The organism is Phocaeicola paurosaccharolyticus JCM 15092 (genome assembly GCF_000613805.1).
GTDB lineage: Bacteria > Bacteroidota > Bacteroidia > Bacteroidales > Bacteroidaceae > Phocaeicola > Phocaeicola paurosaccharolyticus.
Genome location: NZ_BAJR01000071.1, coordinates 1 through 2,269, shown reverse-complemented (window position 1 = coordinate 2,269; position 2,269 = coordinate 1). Strand labels below are relative to the sequence as shown.

4 protein-coding genes are annotated in these 2,269 nt (G+C 26.2%); all 4 read left to right on the top strand.

Annotated features, from left to right (window positions below; all coding sequences use genetic code 11):
* A partial coding sequence (locus JCM15092_RS16990; protein ID WP_148296675.1) for a DUF1573 domain-containing protein occupies window positions 1-149 on the top strand: 149 nt, incomplete at its 5' end.
* A gap of 213 nt (window positions 150-362) precedes the next feature.
* Window positions 363-650, top strand: a complete 288-nt coding sequence (locus tag JCM15092_RS14185; RefSeq protein ID WP_024995215.1) for an NVEALA domain-containing protein — start codon at window positions 363-365, stop codon at window positions 648-650.
* A 10-nt stretch (window positions 651-660) separates the two neighbouring features.
* Window positions 661-1,644: a hypothetical protein gene (locus tag JCM15092_RS14180; protein WP_024995214.1), complete on the top strand. Its 984-nt coding sequence runs from the start codon at window positions 661-663 to the stop codon at window positions 1,642-1,644.
* Window positions 1,631-2,128, top strand: a complete 498-nt coding sequence (locus tag JCM15092_RS14175; RefSeq protein ID WP_024995213.1) for a hypothetical protein — start codon at window positions 1,631-1,633, stop codon at window positions 2,126-2,128. The genes JCM15092_RS14180 and JCM15092_RS14175 overlap by 14 nt, the downstream gene beginning before the upstream one ends.
* The last annotated feature ends 141 nt before the right edge of the window (window positions 2,129-2,269 follow it).

Sequence of the window (2,269 nt, the reverse complement as noted above, 5' to 3'; positions counted from 1 at the left end):
TCAAGGCACCTATCCGTTCAGGAGAGCAGACAGAATTAACGGTTACTTATGAAGCAGAGAAGGCTGAACATTTTAATAAGACGGTTACGGTCTATTGCAATAGTAACCTTTCACCTTTAAAATTAAAGATAAAAGGTAAAGCAAAATAATATGTATTCATTGGAGTTAAAAAACAGGGTGGAAAGAAGATCACTTTTCTTTATACTGAAAATATTATTTTCCATCCATATAAAACTCACCTTATAGATAAGGAGGTGTAACAGAATTACATTAAAAATAACTTAAATGACAATTTTATTGTCTAATCACTGAAATGATACATGTGAAATTCAGATGTTATATTAAATCTAATATTGTAAATTATGAAAAAGTTAATTTCCAAAATTATTGCATTATTGATTATAACTATAATAACTTGTTATAATATAAATGCTACAAAAAATGATAAACCTAAATTTTCCAATCTATTATTTGAAAATATCGAAGCTATGGGTCAAAGTGAGAATGGGGATTATTCGTGTACTGTTACCGTAGATTGCAGTTTCCCTCTTCAAGGAACTATTTCATGTACTGGCAAAGTGTGTAAAAGAGGACTTTCATTTAGTTCAGGTGCTTATGTTGAATGTGATGGGAGAAAAACATATTGTTAATAAATGGACCATGAAAAGAAGTATATTTTATTTTTGTATTACTGTTTTATTTTTTTCTTGCAGTGAAAAGAATAAAGATAGATTAATCCATTGTCAACTTGAGAAACAAATAGAAGAATATCCTGATTCAAGCTTTTTTTCCCAAGTTAATTGTATGAATTATTATAATGATAATATCTACATATTGGATGAGAAAAGAGGTGATATAGTTGCTTTATCAAGCGACTTAAAGAATATTAAATATATAACCAAACATGGTGAAGCTCCTTATGAAACACTATTCCCAGTTACATTTTGTATTTATAATGATACTTTGTATGCTGTAGATTTTGGAACAAGGTCTATAAAAAAATATTATGATGATATTTATTGTGAAGATATTGTACTATCTAATGCTAATGAAAATAGGTTCAGTATAAACGATTCACTAATATATTTGTCAGCAAATTCAGATTCTACCAGTTTCCTTAAGATTGATAAAACAAATCCCAAAAATCAGATTGCTATGGGATGCGTTATTCAAGAAAAAACTCCCTTTAAAACTATAATATCAAATAGAAAACATATTCTTTTCGATAAAAATGAAGGGGTCTTCTCTGTTTCTGAATGCTATCCTTATATAGACAAATATAGTTTTAGTGGTGATTATATAACTTCATATAATATATCATCAATTCCAATTATTAGCGAAGAGATAAAGAAATATAAAGAAAAATCAGATAATGATAATTCTGTATACATATATATACGAGATGCATATTTAGCTAATGGGAATATATACATATTATGTTCTTCTAGTACTCAAAAAAATGATTATAAAGTAAATACAATACTTGAGCTATCAATTAAAAATGAGATGAAACTTGTTTCTACATATATACTTCCACATGACATTTACTCTTCTTTTTGTATTTCGGATAAATATATATATGCTTCTCAGGAAGGAAGAAAAGTTGCAATTGAAAAAATTAAACTGAGAAATGATACAAAATAGAATTATTTATATTTTCTTTTTAGTTCTTATTATTCAAAGTTGTAGTAATAGAAACTGTAATAAATCTAATTTAAATACACAAAAAAGTGATGTTTATAGATTGATTGGTAAACAAGTAAAATCAATTGATTCAATAGTTGCAAATCGTACATATAGAACTGTTTTTCTCTTTAATTATTATGATTGCAGCAGTTGTGTAGATTCCGGATTTTCCATTTCAAAGAAAATTAATTTATGTGGTAAAAATAATGTAGTTATCATTTCGACTATGGGAAATCCAATGTCATCACAACAGCGGAATGAATATTATGATTATATATATATTGATTCAGAAGATTTAATTAGAAAAGAGTTAAAATATATACCGACTCCTATAATATTGTCATTGGATTCAACAAGAAATATTCTTGACTATATTTTGCCGAATGTTTCAGATAGTAATGAAATTGATTTATTTATAAAACATATTTCTAATAATAATTAATTATTGCTGGTAAACTCTTTATGGAGTTGCCAACAATTCTGATCCGGTTCTAGTTTTATTTGATTTACCATCATAGATAAATTTTATAAGTTTATTTGTTTTGTAATGATATTAAGATTCAATTTATTGTTATTATAGAAT